General features: G+C 69.2%; 17 protein-coding genes. 3 read left to right on the top strand and 14 right to left on the bottom strand.

Annotation, left to right across the window (positions count from 1 at the left end; translation table 11 throughout):
• Window positions 1–17 precede the first annotated feature (17 nt).
• Window positions 18–1,358: a family 1 glycosylhydrolase gene (locus ACFVW6_RS26090; RefSeq protein WP_378822904.1), complete on the top strand. Its 1,341-nt coding sequence runs from the start codon at window positions 18–20 to the stop codon at window positions 1,356–1,358.
• Window positions 1,359–1,361: 3 nt separating this feature from the next.
• Here the strand turns inward: ACFVW6_RS26090 and ACFVW6_RS26095 are convergent, their stop codons facing one another.
• The 11 genes from ACFVW6_RS26095 to ACFVW6_RS26145 all read right to left on the bottom strand — a co-directional run bounded on the left by ACFVW6_RS26095 (window position 1,362) and on the right by ACFVW6_RS26145 (window position 12,736).
• Window positions 1,362–2,942 (bottom strand): alkaline phosphatase D family protein, encoded by a 1,581-nt coding sequence (locus ACFVW6_RS26095; RefSeq protein ID WP_378822902.1) that lies wholly within the window; start codon window positions 2,940–2,942, stop codon window positions 1,362–1,364.
• Between the two features lie 114 nt (window positions 2,943–3,056).
• The gene (locus tag ACFVW6_RS26100) at window positions 3,057–3,761 is read right to left on the bottom strand and encodes a hypothetical protein (protein ID WP_378822900.1); all 705 of its coding nucleotides are present in this window, start codon (window positions 3,759–3,761) and stop codon (window positions 3,057–3,059) included.
• Between the two features lie 119 nt (window positions 3,762–3,880).
• Window positions 3,881–5,350, bottom strand: a complete 1,470-nt coding sequence (locus ACFVW6_RS26105; RefSeq protein ID WP_378822898.1) for a PepSY-associated TM helix domain-containing protein — start codon at window positions 5,348–5,350, stop codon at window positions 3,881–3,883.
• Between the two features lie 157 nt (window positions 5,351–5,507).
• The gene (locus tag ACFVW6_RS26110; RefSeq protein WP_378822896.1) at window positions 5,508–6,068 is read right to left on the bottom strand and encodes a hypothetical protein; all 561 of its coding nucleotides are present in this window, start codon (window positions 6,066–6,068) and stop codon (window positions 5,508–5,510) included.
• A gap of 55 nt (window positions 6,069–6,123) precedes the next feature.
• On the bottom strand, window positions 6,124–7,782 hold the full coding sequence (locus tag ACFVW6_RS26115) for an acyl-CoA synthetase (RefSeq protein ID WP_355280811.1): 1,659 nt from the start codon (window positions 7,780–7,782) through the stop codon (window positions 6,124–6,126).
• A gap of 133 nt (window positions 7,783–7,915) precedes the next feature.
• Complete coding sequence (locus tag ACFVW6_RS26120) at window positions 7,916–9,541, bottom strand: acyl-CoA synthetase (RefSeq protein ID WP_378822894.1); 1,626 nt, start codon at window positions 9,539–9,541, stop codon at window positions 7,916–7,918.
• A gap of 98 nt (window positions 9,542–9,639) precedes the next feature.
• Window positions 9,640–10,131, bottom strand: coding sequence for an ArsR/SmtB family transcription factor (locus ACFVW6_RS26125; protein WP_378822892.1), 492 nt, complete (start codon window positions 10,129–10,131; stop codon window positions 9,640–9,642).
• Between the two features lie 104 nt (window positions 10,132–10,235).
• Window positions 10,236–10,871: a hypothetical protein gene (locus tag ACFVW6_RS26130; protein ID WP_378822889.1), complete on the bottom strand. Its 636-nt coding sequence runs from the start codon at window positions 10,869–10,871 to the stop codon at window positions 10,236–10,238.
• A gap of 102 nt (window positions 10,872–10,973) precedes the next feature.
• Window positions 10,974–11,351, bottom strand: a complete 378-nt coding sequence (locus ACFVW6_RS26135) for a hypothetical protein (RefSeq protein ID WP_355280818.1) — start codon at window positions 11,349–11,351, stop codon at window positions 10,974–10,976.
• The gene (locus ACFVW6_RS26140; RefSeq protein WP_387792965.1) at window positions 11,348–11,638 is read right to left on the bottom strand and encodes a type II toxin-antitoxin system prevent-host-death family antitoxin; all 291 of its coding nucleotides are present in this window, start codon (window positions 11,636–11,638) and stop codon (window positions 11,348–11,350) included. The genes ACFVW6_RS26135 and ACFVW6_RS26140 overlap by 4 nt, the downstream gene beginning before the upstream one ends.
• Window positions 11,639–11,749: 111 nt before the next feature.
• Window positions 11,750–12,736 (bottom strand): diiron oxygenase, encoded by a 987-nt coding sequence (locus ACFVW6_RS26145; protein WP_378822887.1) that lies wholly within the window; start codon window positions 12,734–12,736, stop codon window positions 11,750–11,752.
• Window positions 12,737–12,962: 226 nt separating this feature from the next.
• On the opposite strand from ACFVW6_RS26145, the gene ACFVW6_RS26150 reads away from it, so the two are divergent.
• Window positions 12,963–13,922 (top strand): DUF5996 family protein, encoded by a 960-nt coding sequence (locus tag ACFVW6_RS26150; protein WP_355283101.1) that lies wholly within the window; start codon window positions 12,963–12,965, stop codon window positions 13,920–13,922.
• Between the two features lies 1 nt (window position 13,923).
• Here ACFVW6_RS26150 and ACFVW6_RS26155 read toward each other — a convergent pair whose 3' ends face one another.
• The 3 genes from ACFVW6_RS26155 to ACFVW6_RS26165 form a co-directional block, all read right to left on the bottom strand.
• A complete protein-coding gene (locus tag ACFVW6_RS26155) occupies window positions 13,924–14,475 on the bottom strand; it encodes a TetR/AcrR family transcriptional regulator (protein ID WP_378822884.1) in 552 nt (183 codons plus the stop codon).
• A gap of 27 nt (window positions 14,476–14,502) precedes the next feature.
• Window positions 14,503–15,621 carry an agmatine deiminase family protein gene (locus ACFVW6_RS26160; protein ID WP_355283096.1) on the bottom strand — a complete coding sequence of 373 codons (1,119 nt, stop codon included), beginning with the start codon at window positions 15,619–15,621 and terminating at the stop codon, window positions 14,503–14,505.
• A 109-nt stretch (window positions 15,622–15,730) separates the two neighbouring features.
• On the bottom strand, window positions 15,731–15,874 hold the full coding sequence (locus ACFVW6_RS26165) for a hypothetical protein (protein ID WP_387792969.1): 144 nt from the start codon (window positions 15,872–15,874) through the stop codon (window positions 15,731–15,733).
• Between ACFVW6_RS26165 and ACFVW6_RS26170 the strand changes: the two genes are divergently transcribed.
• Entirely contained in the window at window positions 15,855–17,123 is a 1,269-nt protein-coding gene (locus tag ACFVW6_RS26170; protein ID WP_378822881.1) for a DUF1214 domain-containing protein, read from the top strand. The genes ACFVW6_RS26165 and ACFVW6_RS26170 overlap by 20 nt on opposite strands.
• Window positions 17,124–17,484 lie beyond the last annotated feature (361 nt).

Raw genomic sequence — 17,484 nt, forward strand, 5'->3', positions numbered from 1 at the left:
GGGGAGATTCTGCCGATATGAGACGCACGCGCATCCTGTGCACGATTTTGTCGACGATCGCCCTCGTGTTCGGCGGGGGCGGCCTGGTGGCCGCGGCGCCCAGCGGCTCCGGCACCGGCAGCGCGGCGGCCGCCCCGGCGCGGGTGCCCGCGCTCGGCGCCGACTTCCAGTGGGGCGTCTCCATGTCCGGGTTCCAGTCCGAAGGCCATGCGCCGGACAGCAACTGGAGCCGGTACGCCGCCTCCGGGGAGGCGCGCGACCGGTACGGGAACTCGGTCGACTTCTACACCCGCTACGCCGAGGACATCGACCTGGCGGCCGGGCTGGGAGTAGGGGTCTTCCGGCTCAGCATCGAGTGGGCGCGGGTGCAGCCGCGCGCGGGGACCTGGGACGACAACGACTTCCGGTTCTACGACGCGGTCCTGGCGAAGATCCAGGCCGCCGGGATGCGGCCCATGCTCACCCTCGATCACTGGGTGATCCCGGGCTGGGCGGCGGACAAGGGCGGCTGGAAGAACCAGGGGATGGTCGCCGACTGGCTGGCCAATATGCGCCGCGTGGTCGATCGATACGCGGGGTTCGATCCGCTGTGGGTGACGATCAACGAACCGATGGGATACGTGGCGCAGTCGATCAAGATCGGCGACATCGGGCCGCTCGACGCCCTGCCGATGTTCGACCGGCTGGTGCGGGCGCACCGGGAGATCTACGACCACATCCACCAGCGCCAGCCGGGCGCGCGGGTGACCAGCAATGTGGCGCAGTATCCGATCGTGCAGAATCTGACCGATCTGCTGTTCGTCGACCGGGTCCGGGACAAGCTCGACTACCTCGGAATCGACTTCTATTACGGTGTTTCGCTCCAGCATCCGCCGACCACCGCGCTGCTCGGCGACGAGCTGTGGAAGAACGCGATCGAACCCGAGGGCATCTACTACGACCTGCGCACCTACGCCGAGAAGTTCCCCGGCCTGCCGATCTACGTGGTGGAGAACGGGTTGCCGACCGAGAACGGCGCGCCGCGCCACGACGGCTACACCCGCGCCGACCATCTGCGCGACACCGTGTACTGGATCCAGCGCGCCGAGCTCGACGGTATCGACGTCATCGGCTACAACTACTGGAGCCTCACCGACAACTACGAGTGGGGCAGCTACGCACCGCGTTTCGGCCTGTACACGGTGGACGCGACCACCGATCCGAGCCTGACCCGACGGCCCACCGACGCGGTGGCGGCCCTGCGGGCTGTCACGGCGGCGGACGGAGTCCCGGCGGACTACCGTCCGACGCGCAAGCCCGCGCTGTGCTCGATCGTCACTCCGCTCCAGAGCTGCCTGCGCCCGGTCACCGTGCCGTGAGTCTCACGCCTGCTCGGCTCCCGGAACACCGTCCTGGACAACGAAACTCGCCCGGGTGGTGATCGGCGCACCCGGGCGGGTGACATACGGGAGCACCCGGAAGTCGGTGCGCCACACCCGATGATCGAGATCGACCCGGGTGTAGCCGCGCTGCCGGTTGTAGAACTTCATGTCCGGATTGGCGGCGAGCAGCGCCCGGCCCCCGTCGGTGAGGTCGGCGCCGTCACCGCCGGTGGTGATCGAGGTGCCGGTGAATTCGGTGGCCACCACCGGTGATTCGGGATCGGCGTAGTCCCCGCGCAGATCGGCGACGTAGTTCTCGTGGCGGTCGCCGGTGATCACGACGAGATTGCCCGCCGCGCGCGCGGACGCCGCGCCGAGCACCGTATTGCGATCGGCGATATAGCCGTCCCAGGCGTCGGTGCCGAGCAGCAGCTCCGGTCCCGGGTCGTAGTCGGATTGCGCCATCGCGACCTGATTGCCCAGCACCTGCCAGCGCGTCGGCGAGCTGGACAGGCCGTCGACGAGCCAATCCCGTTGCGCCGCGCCGAGGATCGTGCGGTCGGTGGCGAAGCGCTCGGCGCAGCCGGTGACCGCGGTGCCGTCGCCGCAGGCCTGCGGGTCGCGGTACTGCCTGGTGTCGATCATGGTGAACTCGGCCAGATCGCCGAAGCGGTACCGCCGGTGCAGGTGCACGTTCGGTCCGGCGGGCAGCTGGGCCAAGCGCATCGGCTGGTGCTCGTACATCGCCTGGAACGCGGCGGCCTTGCGCCGCCGGTACAGCGGGGCCAGCCGGTACACGTCGAGGCCGAGGCCAGGCTGCGCGCCCGCCCAGTTGTTGTCGAGTTCGTGGTCGTCGAAGGTGACCAGCCAGGGGAACGCCGCGTGCGCGCCCTGCAGCGGCAGCTCGGCCTTGGCCTGCGCGTACTTGAGCCGGTACCCCGTCAGGTTCACCGCCTCACCCTCGAGCTGGGGCAGCAGGGTCGCGCCGCGCCGGGCGACCACCCAGGACGACTCGTAGATGTAGTCGCCCAGGTGCACGACCAGGTCCAGGTCCTCCTCGCGCAGATGCTCGTAGGCGGTGTAGTACCCGGAGCTCCAGGACTGGCACGAGGCGAAGGCGAAGCGCATCCGGCTGGTCGGAGCGCCCACCGCCGGTGCGGTCCGGGTACGGCCGACGGGCGAGATCGCCGAACCGGCCCGGAAGCGGTAGTAGTACCACCGATCCGGTGCCAGCCCGGCGATCTCGGGATGCACGCTGTGGCCGAGCTCGCGGGTCGCCACGGCGGCACCCCTGGTCACCACCCTGGTGAACCGCTCGTCCTCGGCGACCTCGTAGTCGACGGTCACCGGGTCGACCGGCATCCCGCCGTAGCCGTCGGGCGCCAGTGGATCGGGCGCGAGCTGGGTCCACAGCACCACGCCGTCGGCGGTGGGCTCCCCGGAGGCGACGCCGAGCGAGAACGGTTCGCCGAGCGTGCGCGGCGCGGCGAAGCGGGCGCTGCTCACCGCCGACACGCCCACCGCGGCCGCGACCGAGCCGGCCACGCCGAAGCGCAGGAGTTGCCGACGGGACAGCGTCATCGCCTGTCGTCCTTTCACCGTCACCGAATGCGGAGTTCACCTCCGATTCTGTCCGGCCCGGCCGCGGCGCGCGAACGAACGGTGACGCGACGACCGCGCCACCGTTCGGGTCCGCTACTTGGCGGGTGGGGTGAAGGGCTGGTTGATCGTGGTGAAGTACTGGATCGCGGCGCCGAGGGCGACCGGTGCGGTGACGAAGATCTGTCCGGCGACGGTGCCCAGGGCGCCGATGGCGAGGATGCCGCCGATGCAGCCGACGGCGGCGGCGGGCAGGAACGGGCCGAAGAGTCCGACGATGGTGGCCGAGGCGACGGTGGCGCCGATGATGCCGCCGAGGACGCAGCCGACGGCCGCGCCGCCGAGTCCGCCGACCAGGGTGCCGATCGAAGCACCCAGGGAGATGGTGCTGGTCATGCGCGACCAGGCGGCTTGTTCTCGGTCGTATTCGGACTTCCAGGGCGCCTTGTCCTCGAAGGGCAGGGCGACGGGCTTGTAGACGGCTTTGTCCATGCTCAGCTGCGGGGTGAGGGTGGCGGTGCGGCCGGTGATCTCGGCGGCGATCGGGAACTCGAAATCGTCGATCTGGAAGCGCAGGGGAGTGGCGGCGACGGTGGTGCCGTCGGCGGCCCGCACCTGGAAGGCGCCGTCCTCGACGACCAGCGAACCCGCGTCGGTGGTGATCCGCGAGGTGCTGTCGACGGTTTCGGCGGTGAAGGTGATCGGCGCCGGCGCGGCCGGTGCCGCGTGCACGGTGCCCGCGGTGACGGTGCCCGCGGTCAGCAGGGCGGCAGCGGCGAGCGCGATCTTGGTGGTCTTCATGGGGTAGCTGAGTCCTTCATCGAATGGAGCGGCTGCGGGCGCGCGTCATCGCGACGGCACCCGAGCACGGGAAATGAGGTGTGGGCGAGGCGGTTTCGCCTCGTGTGGGGGCTGTGCGGTCAGGCCGTGGGCTGGGCGCGGGCGGCGAGCCCGAGCGCGACGTCCACGAGCAGGAAGCCGAGCAGGCTCAGCCCGATCAGCGGCACGAACCAGCCGATCAGGACCGCCGCGGTGACCAGCGGGACGGTGATCCACAGCGAGGTCTTGCGCAGCACACCCCGGCGCGGGGGCGCGCCGACCGCGAACCGGCTCGTCGCCCTGGTCGGGCGCCGCCGCCACCACATCAGGTAGCCGAGCACGATCATCGCGCACAGGCCCAGGGCCACCGCGAGCAGCAGCAGCTGATTGGCGGTGCCGAACAGCAGGCCCATGTGGAAGGCGATGCCCCAGTTGGTGAGCTTGGCCATCAGCGGCCAGTCGGCGAAGGCCAGCTGATCGGTGACCGTGCCGGTCGCACCGTCGATCGCGACGGAGTCGATGGTGTAGGTGCCCGGCTTGCGCAGCTCCTTGACGCCGAACGCCTTCTCCGGTGTCGCGGGGATCGTGATCTCGGCGGCCTGGGTGATGCCATTGGCCTCGGCGATCTCCCACACGCTGTCGAGCTGGGCGATCCGGGCGGCCGGGTCGACCGGGGCGGGCGCGGTGTGACCGGCGCTGTGGTGGTCACCGCCGGTGGACTGTGCGGGACCGGCCGTGCCGGGCAGCTTCACGTTCACCGCGGGGGTGGTCCAGCTCAGTTCCTCGCGCAGCTTGGTGACATTGTCACCGGCGTAGGTCGACCAGGTCATACCGGTCGCCGAGAGCAGTAGCACCACCGGCAGGATCCAGAAACCGATCGCGCCGTGCCAGTTGAGCTTGCGCCGCTTCGGCTCGGACAGATCCGGCGCCAGCAGCCACCGCGCCGAGCGCTTGGACCGGCGCTTGCGCACCCGATGCACCCACAGCACGAGGCCGAACAGGGCGATCACCCACAGCCACGACGCCGCCAGCTCGCTGTAGAGCCTGCCGGGCTCGCCCAGGTGCAGGCTGCGGTGGAACTCGCTGAGCCAGGTCCGCAAGGGCAGCGCGCCCGCGCTGCCGTAGACCACGGCCTCGCCGACCGGCTGGGCGGTGTGCGGGTCGACGAACACCGAGAGCCGCTCGGAATCACCGAGCGTCGGGTCGTTGAACAGCACCCGGGTGGTCTCGCCGTCGCCCGCCGCGGGCGCCACGGCGACGAGAGTCAGGTCGGGCCGGGCCGCGACGGCCGCGCCGACCTGCGCCGAGAGCGCCTGATCGGGGCCGGTGGTGTCGACCTGGAGCAGGTCGCGGGAGACGATCCCCTCGATGGTCGGGGCGATCGCGTACAGCGCGCCGGTGAGGGCGGCGATCAGGATGAACGGGGCGACGAAGATCCCCGCGTAGAAGTGCAGGCGCATGGCCAGGGGATAGAGACGGAAGCCCCGGCGGGTGCCGGCGCGTGGACGGTCCGCCGCAGTGGCGGTCGCCGAGGTGGGTTCCTCGGCCGGACGGGTGTCCGTGATGCTCATGGTGATTCGTTTCTGAAGTGCGGAAACCCGGTGCGCGGCCATGACGAAGCGTCGACCGGCAGCACTGTGGTGCGTACCGCTCCGGTCGGAGCGTTCCTGGCGTCGACGCGCGAACAGCGCACGGCGAAAATCGCTCGTGCACCGGGTGAAGGAAGAGTCAGAAAGGAATCGCGAGCGGCGGACCGCGGGTGCGCAGCGACTGCGCGGCGAAGATCCGCAGGATGACGCGGTCACGGTGGACCAGGCGCAGCGGCGCCGGGTCGGGAATGCGGGGGGCGCGATAGCGCTGCGGCAGGATGCGCGCCAGCACGGCGCTGCCGATCCGGTAGGCGGCCTCGGCACCGAGGATGATCACGGCGGCGACGACCGCGGCGACGGCGTGCGCGGTGAGCATGCCGAGGCCGAGCGAATCGTCACCGTGATGGGCGTGCCCCGACCAGCTCATGGTCGTGTGGCCGAGCAGCTGACCGCCCAGCAGGACGGCGGCCAGCCCGACCGCACCGTCGCGCAGCGGGCCGATGCCGGCGACCAGCGCGCCGACCACGGCCGAGACCGCGGCCAGCAGCACGACCGTGGTGCTACCCGGCAGCGCGCCGCCGGAGGCCAGCCCGTGGGCGGCCAGCGACAGCGCGCCCGACATCGAGCCCGCGCAGGCGCCGCGCAGCCGCGCGCCGGCGGCACGCGACGGCGCGGACGTCCGCGCGAACTCGATGATCACGCGCTGATGATAGTCGACCGGTATGGGCCGCCCGACCGGGAACGAACGGCCGGGCTCACGCCTGCTCGGCGTCCATCTCGATCAGCGGCTTGCGCAGCAGCTTGCCGGTGGCGTTGCGAGGCAGCTCGTCGACGAAGATGACCTCGCGCGGGACCTTGTAGCGGGCCAGGTTTTCGCGGACGTAGTCCTTGATCTCCTGCGCGTCGCGCGCCGACTCCGGCCCGGGGACGACGATCGCGCGCAGCCGCTTGCCGTAGTCGCGGTCGTCGACGCCGACCACGGCCGCCTCGAACACGTCCGCCCGGCCCGCGATGAGGTTCTCCACCTCGAGCGGGAAGACGTTCTCGCCGCCGGAGACGATCATGTCGTCGTCGCGGCCGTCGATGTAGAGCAGCCCGTCGGCGTCGAAATGGCCGACGTCACCGCTGGACATCATCCCGTCGACGATCTCCTTGGTCCGGCCGTCGGTGTAGCCGGTGAACGCGAAACCGTTGTCCACGAAGATGGTTCCGGTGACGTTCGGCGCCGTGACCGGCTTGCGGTTCTCGTCGAGCAGCACGATCCGGATGCCGACCGGGGCCTTGCCCGCGGTGGTCGGCGCCTTGCGCAGGTCGGCGGGGGTGGCCACGGTCATCACGGCGCACTCGGTGGAGCCGTACAGGTTGTAGAGGCTGTCGTTGAAGTAGTCCAGCGTGCGGGTCACCACGTCGGGCGCGATGGCCGAGCCGGCCGCGAAGATGACCTTGATCGTCTTCGGGTCGTACTTCGCGAGGATCTGCTCGTCCAGATCGAGGATGCGCTGCAGCATGGTCGGCACCACGATCAGCGAATCCGCCTGGTACTGCACGATATTGGCCAGCGTCTTCTCCGGGTCGAACCGGCGCTGCTGGAAGATCACCCGGTTGCCCAGCGCCAGGCCGAGGGTGAACTGCGACAGGCCGGTGCCGTGGAAGATCGGCGCCGCCATGATCATGGTGCCGTTGTTGGGCAGCGGCACCCGGTCGATGAACTGCGCGGAGGCGAACGGGCTCACCTTGTCGCGCGGGGCGCCCTTCGGCGTTCCGGTGGTGCCGCTGGTCAGGATGACCATGCCGCCCGGCTTGCTCGGCGGGGTCAGCGGCGTCACCGACCGACCGGCCGAGACCGACTCGACGGTCGGGATCGCCGGGTCGACCCCGTGCGCCTCGTCGACCCAGGTGAGCACGCGCGGGATGTCGGCGGGGATGGCGCTCATCAGGTCGACGAACTCGCTGTCGTGCAGCACCGCCTTGACCTTCTCGCGCGCGGCCACGTCGGCGAACTGCGGCTTGGCGAAGCCGGTGTTCATCAGGACCGCGCGGACGCCGAGCTTGCCCGCGGCGAGCAGGCTCAGCACCATGCCGCGGTGATCGCGGGCCAGCACCGCGATCACGTCGCCCTCGGCGATCCCGCTCGCCCGCAGGCCGCGGGCCAGCGCGTTGGACTGCTCGTCGAGCATCCCGAAGGTGAGTTCACCGCGCTCGTCGACGATGGCGCCCGCGTCCGGCCTGGTCTGCGCGGCGTGCATGACCACACCGGCGAACGGGCCGAACTTGGAGACGTTGAAGAACGAGCGAGCGGCGTGATCCAGACGCAGCGGATTGAACAGCTTGCGATCCATCATCACTTTGACGCCGAGCGCGAAATCACCGGCGCGCCGGGCGGTACCGCCGAGCGCGGGCAGAGACAGAGACATCGAACAGCCTTCCGGCAGACCGATCCCACGACGAACCCCCGTGGGGCCGGACCGCGTCATCGAGATCCAGTGCTGGTGCTAACAATAGCAAGCATCTCGGGCCGGTTGTGCTCTGTCTCTCAGCCCGCCGACCTCACTGTGACACCTCATAATCGATGAGGACGCGGCGCAGGATCTTGCCGGTCGCGTTACGGGGGAGTTCCTCGACGAAGACCACTTCGCGGGGCACCTTGTAGCGCGCCAGGTTCTCCTTGACGTGCGCCTGGATCTCGGCGGCGCCGGTGCTGTGGCCCTCCTCGAGCACCACGAAGGCGCGCAGTCGCTTGCCGAATTCCACGTCGTCGACGCCGACCACCGCGACGTCGTTCACGTCGGGGCGCTCCACCAGGAGGTTCTCCACCTCCTGCGGGAAGACGTTCTCGCCGCCGGAGACGATCATGTCGTCGTCGCGGCCGTCGACCATGAGCAGGCCGCTGGCGGTGAAGTGCCCGAGGTCGCCACTGGACATGAAGCCGTCGATGATCTGCTTGTTGCGGCCGTCGGTGTAGCCCTCGAACGGCGCGCCGCTGCGCACGAAGATCCGGCCCGAGGTCTCCGGCGTCTCGACCCGCTGGTCGTTCTCGTCGTAGAGGCGGACCTCGCAGGTGATCGGCGATCGGCCGCAGGTGCCCGGCGCCTCGGCGAGCTCGGCCGGGTTGGCGATGGTCGCGATGGCCACCTCGGTCGACCCGTAGAGGTTGTAGAGCACCGGTCCGAACGCCTCGGTGGCCTTGATGCACAGCTCGGGCGAGAGCGCGGACCCGGCGAACAGGATCACCTTCAGCGAGGACAGGTCGTACTTCGCCCTGACCTCGGCGGGCAGTTCGGTCAGCCGGTGCAGCATGGTCGGCACGGCGACCAGCATCTCCACCTTGTGCTCGGCGATCGCGGCCAGGGTGGCCTCGGCGTCGAAGCGGCGGCGTACCACGATCTTGTTCGACAGGATCGTGCCGACCAGCCAGGTGCCCAGACCCGTGCTGTGGAAGATCGGCGAGACGATCATCATGGTGCCGCGCTTGGGGAAGGGCACCCGGTCGACGAACTGCGCGGTCGCCATCGGGGTCACCTTGGTGCGCGGCGCGCCCTTGGGCAGCCCGGTCGTGCCGCTGGTGAGGATGATGAAGCCGCCCGGCTTGCTCGGCGGGGGCAGCGGCTCGGTGGAGTTGCCCGTGATGAGGTCGTCGAATGTGGTTGCGCCCTCGGGTAGTTCGGCGCCCTCGTCGACCCAGGTGAGGAAGCGTGGCAGCTCGGCGGGCAGCGCGTCGAGCAGGCCGATGAACTCGCTGTCGTGCAGCACGGCGCGGACCTGCTCGCGCTCGCACACCTCGGCGAACTGCGGCTTGGCGAAGCCGGTGTTCATCAGCGCGATCCGCGCGCCCAGCTTGCCCGCGGCGATCATCGACATGAGCAGCCCGCGGTGATCGCGCGCCAGCACCGCGATGACCATGCCCTGGGTGATGCCCGCGTCGTGCAGCCCGCGGGCGATCGCCGTGGACTGGTCGTCGAGCTCGCGGTAGGTGAGCTCACCGCGCTCGTCGGCCAGCGCGACCTGCTCGGGCGCGACGCGGGCGGAGTGCCGGACCAAGGTGGCCTGGGGGCCGTAGATCTTGGATTCCTTCATGGTCCGCAAGGTCTCGAGCGGCTTGGTCGGGTCGGAGACGCCGCGCGAGCGCAGCACTCCGAGCGCCTTGACGCTTTCGAGCAGATGGGTCACGTTCACTCGGCTACCTCCACAGCATCGATCCCTGGATGCTCACGGTAGCAGTCGATGTGCCCTGGATCACAGGATTCTAAACGGACAATTGGGACAATTCTCAATCAGCGTTGCGCGCTGGCCAACGCCGCGAGCAAGGGGACGAGCCTGCCCTCCGGTACTTCGAACCGGCCGCGCCCCGCGGTCTGCAGCCAGCCGACCGCGGCCAGCTGGCGCAGATGCTGGTAGATCTCGGCCGAGGTGCCCAGTTCCTCGATGGCGGCCAGGTCGGCGGCGGTGCGGCGACCATAGACGATCTCGCGCAGTAGGCGCAGCCGTACCGGATTAGCCAGGACCGCAAGACAATTGGCGGTCTCGATGGTCCACACGTCGTCCACGATGGCGTCGGTGGCGAACTGCGCCTGCCAGTCCAGCCGCTCGCCGGTGGGCAGTTGCAGCGCCCCGGCCAGCAGGACGCCGCCGTTGCGCACGCCCGCGGCGTCGAACTCCTGTCGCAGGCGCGCGACGGCCCACGGCAGTTGCGCGTCACCACTTCCGGATTGCTCCAGGGCGGCAACCCGCCGTTCCAGTTCTTCGAGTCGGTCGACCAGATCCACGCGGCAAACCTACGCCACCCCGGACCCGTCGCGCGCCGATGCCGCCACCGAACGTGGACGCACCCCGGAATCGTGGCGATTCCGGGGTGCGGGACCGGGACGGATTACCGGGTGACGGCGCCGAAGGTCGGCTGCTGGATGGTGCCCAGCTGGTAGGCGTACCCGTCCGGGTGCGCCTCGTCGACCGGCACCGACCAGCGGTGCCACAGGTTGCCGTACACCGCGGCGACGACCAGGCCGGCGCCGGTGTTCAGCGCGGCGGTGCGGATCGTGGTGTCGACCGGCACGTCCTGGTGCTCGGACAGCACCGCCGTGCCACTCTGGCCGCTGGTCAGGTTCAGCCACATGACCTCGAGCTTGGCGCCGCCCTGGTTGGGCGAGATGGTGCCGGGGCCGCCGAAGAAGCCGAGCCGGAAGCCGTCGATGTCGAGCGCGATGCCCGAGCCGTAGACGCCGGCGCCCGCGCCGTTCTGGCCGATATCGGAGGTCGCGGGGATCTGGAAGGGCTGCGCGGGCAGCGCGACGTCGACGGTGCCCTTGTCCACCAGCTGGTCCAGGGCGGCGAGCGCGCCCGGGTTGTCCGCGACCGTGGTGCGCAGCTTCGCGACGGCCGCGGCCACGTCGACGGTGGCCTGTGGCGCGGGGTCGGCGGCCGCGGGGGCCGCGAAGACGACGGCGACGGCGGCCGAGGTGGCGGCGACCGCGGTGGTGAAGCGACGCATGAAACTCAGTTGATGCATAACCAGCTCTCCTCGAGTGTTCCTGGTACTGCTTTCCCTGGTGAATCGTTCGCTCGTGCACCGTAACGGACCCGGACTGTGGCCGCCGTCACTGGCCCGGCCTCACGGCATCGGCGCGACCTGCACCTTGTAGCCGCGATACAGCTCCGGCTTGGCGGTCAGCACCGGCATGTCGAGGTGCTGCGCGGTGAAGACGACGGGCGCGACGAGCGGCCACTCGGTGTGGTCGTCGGCCATCGGGACGGTGGTGCCGGTGCGGATCGCGGTGGCCGCGTCCAGTTCGGCCCAGCGCACGGCGACGCGATTGTCGAGCAGGCGGCCGAGTTCGTCGATGTTGTCCACGGCCCGCATCGCGGCCATCAGGCTCACCGTCGGCACCACCATGATCCGGCGCTGCTGGGTGAACTGCCGCATGATCACCTGCCCGAACAGCGGGGACAGGGCGAGTGAGGTCAGCGCGGTGTGGTCGGCGACGCTCACCGGCGGCCCGCGTCGGTGCCGTCCAGGGCGCTCATGAGCTTGTCGAGTTTCGCCTCCGCGTCGGCGATCTCGGCGGGGGAGTGCTGCTGGATGCGGTCGTCGAGGCCGCCCAGGATCTGCTCGCGCAGGTCGTCGTTGAAGTACGCGGGGGGCAGGGCCCCGTGGCGCAGGATTTCGGCGGGAACCACCGCGACCAACTCCTTCCCCTCCCGGGTGACGATCACCGGTCGTCCGCTGGCGGACACCCCGTCGAAGACGCTCCCGAGCTGCCCCCGCAACTCGGTCAACGGCACAGTTTCGTAATCGGCCATAGTCCACTGTACATCGGTGTGTACAGTCGTGGCGCGCGTTGCGGAGTCCGCTGTCGGCCCGCCCGATTCCGGCGGGCCGACGCGTGCTCAGGCGACCTTGCGGGCGGGCTCGCTGCGGTACCGGGTGGCAGGTCCGTCGATGCCGAGCAGCCGCCAGGTGAGCTTGGCGACCGGGTTCATCAGGCCGCTGTTGGTGGCCAGGGCGCGCACGTCACCGAAGATGTTGCGCATCGTGACCTGCGATTCCTCGCCGCCCCAGTACGCCTCGCGCATGACCTCGGCGGGGATGCCGAACTTGTCGACGAACTCCTTCGGCGGCGTCATGATCATGTCGAGCATGATCCGCATCGCGATCGGGAACAGCACCGACAGCGCGGTCTTGGTGATCGGGTGCATGCCCGGCACATTGCGGCGCAGGTACTCGTGCGCGAACGAGATGTGCCGCGCCTCTTCCGCCACATGGATCTGCATGACCCGCTGCACCATCGGATGCAGGTCGACCCCGGCGCGCAGCAGCGACTTCTGCAGGTGGTCGATCGGTTCCTCGCCGCCGAGGATCATCGTGAAGAACAGTTCCGGGAAGTACTTCACCGCGGGCCAGATGAGCATGGTCAGCTTGCGGTCGATGGTGCCCATGCCGACCACATCGCGGTAGCCGATGCGATTGATCATCTCCTGGAACATCATCGTGTGGTTGCACTCTTCGGCCGCCTCGTGGGTGACGTAGCGGAACTCCGGGTCACCGTTGGGCACCGAGATCAGGTACTGCATCAGCCCGCGGATCAGCAGCTGTTCGAAATCCAGGCCGACCTTGGCGATTCCGGCCTGGCGCCACATCCCCATCGCGATCTGCTTGTCGACGGGCTGGGCCTTGTACCAGGGATGGCGGCCCAGCGGGTCCTCGTCGGGCATGATCCAGCGCGGATCGTCGGAGTGCACGGCGAACTCCGGTGACTCCCAGTCGATATCGACATAGGGGTCGAAGTGCCGGTTCACCGAACCGTCGGACAGGTTGCGCAGGATCTCGTGGTACTCGGGATCGGTCGCGGTGTTCTTGAGTGTGGTGGACAGCATCGGCGGTGTCTCCTTCGGGGGTGGCGCAGCTCTCACTTTATATGGGACTCGGAGTCTCAGGCAACTGTGCGGGTCCGTGATTCGTGCTTTTCGCGGCTGTTACCTGCGTCGACGTACCATGGGGCATCGCAGAAAGTGTCGGACGGTTGACCAGTCAGCCAGCTCCCTGGCTGCCAGTGAACGGTGCGCCCGCGCCGGTCGTGCACCGAGAGAGCGAGGACCGACGATGACCCTGACTCCCGCGAAAGCCGTGTGGCCGACCCTGCGGGTCGACTCCTGGAGCGACACCCGCGACACCCTGCACATGTGGACCCAGATCATCGGCAAGCTGAAGATGGCGGGCACGCCGCTGGTGAATCACTGGTGGAACGTCACCTTCGCGGTCTCCGCGCGCGGGCTGGCAACCGGGGCGATCCCCGTCGACGGCCGCCTGCTCGACATCGAATTCGACTTCGTCGACCACGAACTCGTGCTGCGCACCAGCGACGGCCGCCGCGCCATGGTCGCCCTGCGCCCGCGCACGGTCGCCGACTTCTACGCCGAGCTGGGCCACGTCCTGGGCCGCCTCGACATCGTCGTCGACATCGAGGCCTCACCCAACGAGGTCGACCCGGCGATCCCGTTCGCCGAGGACACCACGCACCACTCCTACGACGGTGACGCCGTCACCCTGTTCTGGCAGCAGCTGGTCCAGGCCGAACGGGTCTTCCAGTTCTGGCGCGCCGGATTCGCCGGGAAGACCAGCCCGGTGCACGTCTTCTGGGGCTCCCTCGACCTGGCCTGCACCCGTTTCTCCGGCCGCACCGCACCCCTGCACCCCGGCGGCGCGCCCAACTGCGCCGACTGGGTCATGGAGGAGGCCTACTCCCGCGAGTGTGCCAGCGCCGGCTTCTGGCCGGGCGGCGCCGAGGGCACCTTCTACGCCTACGCCTACCCGGCTCCCGAGGGCTACAGCGGCCGTCCCGCGGGCCCCGACGGCGCCGAATGGGATTCCACCCTGGGCGAATTCGTCCTCCCGTACGACGTCGTCCGCAAGTCCCCCGACCCCGACGCCACCCTCCTGCACTTCCTCGACGCCACCTACGCGGCCGCCGCCGACCTCGCCCACTGGGACCGCAAACTCCTCGACGTCGACCCGCACCGCCTCGACCGCCGCCTGCACCTCGACGACACCGCGAGCCTCTGAATCAGGCGGCCAGTTCCCGTTCGATGGCGTGGGTGAGGATGGCGCGGGCGCGGTCGAGGGTGATCGAGCCGGTGTGCCAGCGTTCGCTGAGCCCTTCCACCAGGGCGGTGAGGTGCTCGGCGGCCAGGGCGGGCGCCGCGGCGCCCGCCTCGGCGAGCAGGGTTTCGACGTCGGCGTTCCAGGCGCGGGTCGTCGCGGTGAGCGGGGCCCGAAGATCGGGGTCGAAGACCGCGCTGGCGCGCAGCTCACCCCAGGCGATGCTGTTCATCCTGACCTCGTCCACGTCCTGGAGCTCGAGCAGCAGCAGGTGCTCGAGCTGGGCGCGGGGATCCTCGGCCGCCGCCAGCGCCTGGTCGGTGTAGTCCTGCGCGCGATGGTTGATGTGCTCGAGCGCCGCGCGCAGGACGCCGCCGCGGTCCTTGAAGTGGTAGTAGATCAGGGCCGTGGACACACCGGCCTCGGCGGCGAGTTGTTCGACCCGCAGTCCGCGCACCCCGTGCGCTGCGATGACGCGGACTGCGGCTTCCAGGATCTGAGTTCGACGCGGTGACACAGGTCCTCACACTAGGGGTCGGGCGGATCAGCGCGCGGGCTGCTGCTGGGTGGTGCAGTGGATTCCGCCGCCACCCGCGGCGATGCCGTCGATGGCGATCTGCACGATCTCGCGGTCCGGGAACAGGCGCCCCAGGGTGGCCGCGGTCGCCGGATCGGTGACGGGGTCGCCGAATTCGGGGGCGATGACCGCGCCGTTGCAGACGTAGAAATTGATGTAGCCCGCCGCGAAGTCGTCGTCGGCGTAGGTCTCGCGCACCGTCGACGGGCCTTCGAGGACCTCGACCCGCAGCGGCCTGCCCTGCACGTCGGTGGCCGAGTGCAGGATGTCGAGGTGCCTGCGGGTGACGTCGTAGTCGAAGGAATCCGGGTCGTTGTCCAGCCCGGCGACGACCACGCCCGGCGTGGCGAACCGGGCGTAGAAATCGGTGTGCCCGTCGGTGATGTCCTCGCCGGCGATGCCGGGCAGCCAGATCACCTTCTCGATGCCGAGCAGGTAGGCGAGTTCCTCCTCGACGTCGCCCTTGCTCCAGCCGCGATTGCGGTTGTTGTTGAGCACGCAGCTCTCGGTGATGATCGCGGTGCCCTCGCCGTCGACCTCGATGCCGCCGCCCTCGAGCACGAGATCGGTGTGCAGGGTCTCCACGCCGGCGCGGCCGGTGACGAACTCGGCGACCTCGGCGTCGCGGCGATGCTCCTGCTTGTTGCCCCAGCCGTTGAAGTTGAAGTCCACGCCGGCCAGCGTGCCGCCGCTGCGCACGAACACCGGGCCGGTGTCGCGCATCCACAGGTCGTCGATCTCGGTGGCGATGAGCTCGACGTTCGCGCCACCGACCAGGCTCCTGGCCAGCTCCATCTCACCGGGCCGGACCAGCATCGACACCGGTTCGAAGCGGGCGATGGTGGTCGCGATCGTGGCCAGGTTGCGCTGCACCTCGGGCAGTAGCTCCCGGCCCCAGATCCGGGCACTGGCGCCGAACGCCATCCAGGTGCGCTCGTGCGGGTGCCCCTCGTCGGGCATCATCCACTCTCTCCCATCGTGCTGATTGCTCCCGGTGGGCGTGGTCGGGGCGGGGTCATCACACGCCGCCACCAGCAGGCCGCCGATGGCGGCCAGGCTCGACTGTACGAAAGTGCGACGTCGCATCGCGGGGACCAGCTTCCTCGTTCGGGTCCGGGACGACGGCCGCCGTCCCGCTACCGGCAGCCCTGCGGCCGCCCGATGCCCCGAGTGTAGATCCTGACTGAAATTTCAGTCAAAGATTTTCCGCCGGGTGTGTCGCGCGCCGCACCCGGCGGATCACCCGAAACAGATGAGGTGGCGCCGGGTCGGCATCGACATCATCGGAGATGCCGACGACCAGCCGAAGGAGCGCCGCGATGCCGGAGAACGCGAACACCTGGAAGCCGATCGACGACGAGATCCGGCAGGCCTACATCTATCTGCTCGCCCGGTTCCTGGTGATCCGCCAGGAACACACCGACCGCGCCGAAGACGGATTCGACTACAACCGGATCAAGTACAACCCGCTCGGCGACGCCGACTTCGTGAACCCCAATTTCGACGTGGCCTACCTGGAGGCCTGGTTCGCCGTCGACGACGACACCGCGGTCCTGTTGGAGGTCCCAGAGGTGACCGGGCGCTATTACACGGCACAGGTGCTCGACGAGTGGGGTGAGGTCACGTTCAATATCAACGACCGGACCACGCCGTCGCAGCCCTACGGCACCTTCGCGCTGGTGAAACCCGGGACGTACCCACCGATTCCGGACGGGGCGACGCGCGTCGACCTGCATTCGGCGAAGGCGAAGATGCTGGCCAGGGTGGAACTGGGCGATGATCCCGACGGTGCGCTCGCCTTGCAGCGCAAGTTCACCGCCACGCCGCTGGGTGACATCACGGTGGCAGCACCGCCGCGGATCCCCGACTTCGACAACGCGACCCTGCTCGGCGCCGAGATCTTCGACGATCTCGACACGGTGCTGGCCAGCGCGCTCGACGTCTCGCCCGCGGCGTTCCGGATGCAGGTCCTGGCCCGCTCGATCGCGACCTACCTGGCCTCGGACCCGAGCGTGCGCGACCAAGTCGACACGTTTCTGCGTGAGACAGTCGTCCCGGAATTCAAGGAGTACGCGCTCACCGAGAGCGCCCCGTACGTGAACCGCTGGGTCGGTGGCATGCCCTCGGGCAACTACGGCGCCGACTACACCCTGCGCACCGTCGTCGACCTGCTCGGCATCTGGGCCAACACCTCCGAGGAGGTCGTCTACTTCAACACCAGCCGTGGCGCGGACGGCAAGCCGCTCGACGGTGCGAAGAGCTACGTCCTGCACTTCCCGGCCGACGGCCTGCCGAGTTCGGTTGTCGACGGCTACTGGTCGGTCATCCTGGTCTCGGTCCCCGACTTCCGGGTGATCGCGAACCCACTGCACCGCTACAACTTCAACAACCACTCCCCGCTGACCCCGGAACCTGACGGCTCGCTGAAGATCGGCATCGGCCCGAAAGCTGCTCCCGGCGTACCGGAATCGAACTGGCTCCCCTCGGCCCCGGACAAGCCGTTCTCCCTGACTTTCCGCTGCTATGTCCCGAAAAGCTCCGTCGGCAACGGCGGCTGGGCACCCCCACCCCTGACCGAAGTCCCCTGACCCCGGAATCGAAAGAACCGGTGCGCGTCGTGACGACCCGCACCGGTTCTGCCGTTGTCTACCAGCTCACTTGAGCTCGGCGCTGGTCTTGCCGAGGACGCGGCGAGCCACGATCAGCTGCTGGATCTGCTGGGTGCCTTCGAAGATGTCGAGGATCTTCCGGCCAGTTTTGCCCATGCTGTCGAAAGCGGCCAGAAACCGCCTCTGAGCTGTAGATATACCTCTCGGGTGTTCTCGGCAATTCTGGGTACTTTTCGGCGCCCAACGGCCTGCGGACGGCCTGAGCGGACGGCTGACGGTTCAACTCGCCCACCTGACCCCCAGTTCAGCCGGTGGGCGAAATCGCCTGGTCAGAAGTATC

The organism is Nocardia sp. NPDC058244 (assembly GCF_042882065.1).
Taxonomy (GTDB): domain Bacteria; phylum Actinomycetota; class Actinomycetes; order Mycobacteriales; family Mycobacteriaceae; genus Nocardia.

Bases quoted from the DNA above. Each gene is read 5' to 3' on its own strand.
- ACFVW6_RS26090 (WP_378822904.1), top strand. From the start codon at position 18: ATGAGACGCACGCGCATCCTGTGCACGATTTTGTCGACGATCGCCCTC.
- ACFVW6_RS26095 (WP_378822902.1), bottom strand. From the start codon at position 2,942: ATGACGCTGTCCCGTCGGCAACTCCTGCGCTTCGGCGTGGCCGGCTCG.
- ACFVW6_RS26100 (WP_378822900.1), bottom strand. From the start codon at position 3,761: ATGAAGACCACCAAGATCGCGCTCGCCGCTGCCGCCCTGCTGACCGCG.
- ACFVW6_RS26105 (WP_378822898.1), bottom strand. From the start codon at position 5,350: ATGAGCATCACGGACACCCGTCCGGCCGAGGAACCCACCTCGGCGACC.
- ACFVW6_RS26115 (WP_355280811.1), bottom strand. From the start codon at position 7,782: ATGTCTCTGTCTCTGCCCGCGCTCGGCGGTACCGCCCGGCGCGCCGGT.
- ACFVW6_RS26130 (WP_378822889.1), bottom strand. From the start codon at position 10,871: ATGCATCAACTGAGTTTCATGCGTCGCTTCACCACCGCGGTCGCCGCC.
- ACFVW6_RS26145 (WP_378822887.1), bottom strand. From the start codon at position 12,736: ATGCTGTCCACCACACTCAAGAACACCGCGACCGATCCCGAGTACCAC.
- ACFVW6_RS26150 (WP_355283101.1), top strand. From the start codon at position 12,963: ATGACCCTGACTCCCGCGAAAGCCGTGTGGCCGACCCTGCGGGTCGAC.
- ACFVW6_RS26160 (WP_355283096.1), bottom strand. From the start codon at position 15,621: ATGCGACGTCGCACTTTCGTACAGTCGAGCCTGGCCGCCATCGGCGGC.
- ACFVW6_RS26170 (WP_378822881.1), top strand. From the start codon at position 15,855: ATGCCGGAGAACGCGAACACCTGGAAGCCGATCGACGACGAGATCCGG.